Here is a 512-nt window from a genome sequence, read left to right on the forward strand (position 1 = left end):
GAGCCTTCAAGATGCGACTAAGAAAATGTCGAAGTCTGATGATAACCGTAAGAACGTTATCACGCTGCTTGAAGAGCCAAAATCGATCATCAAGAAGATCAACAAAGCGCAAACGGATACCGAAACGCCACCAAGCATTCGCCATGATGTTGAAAACAAAGCGGGTATTGCAAACCTAATGGGTCTTTACTCTGCAGCGACAGGCATGAGCTTTGAAGAGATTGAAGCGAAATACAAAGGCGTTGAAATGTACGGCCCATTCAAGAAAGACGTGGGTGAAGCGGTTGTTGCGATGCTTGAGCCAATTCAAGAAGAATACCGTCGTATTCGTGCAGATCGTGCGTTTATGGATGAAGTGATGAAGCAAGGCGCGGAGAAAGCATCGGCTCGCGCGGCGGAAACACTGAAAAAAGCATACGAAGCTGTTGGTTTTGTTGCTCGTCCGTAATCTCAAGTAATCCAATACCCAAAAAGCTCCACTTCGGTGGAGCTTTTTTTATGTGCTGAGAAAA

General features: G+C 45.7%; 1 pseudogene. It reads left to right on the top strand.

Features of this window, described 5'->3' with window-relative positions:
* Nucleotides 1-448, top strand: a pseudogene (locus R7Q11_RS29515) (tryptophan--tRNA ligase); the annotation flags it as partial.
* Nucleotides 449-512 lie beyond the last annotated feature (64 nt).

The sequence above is a fragment of the Vibrio sp. 970 genome, from assembly GCF_033339075.1.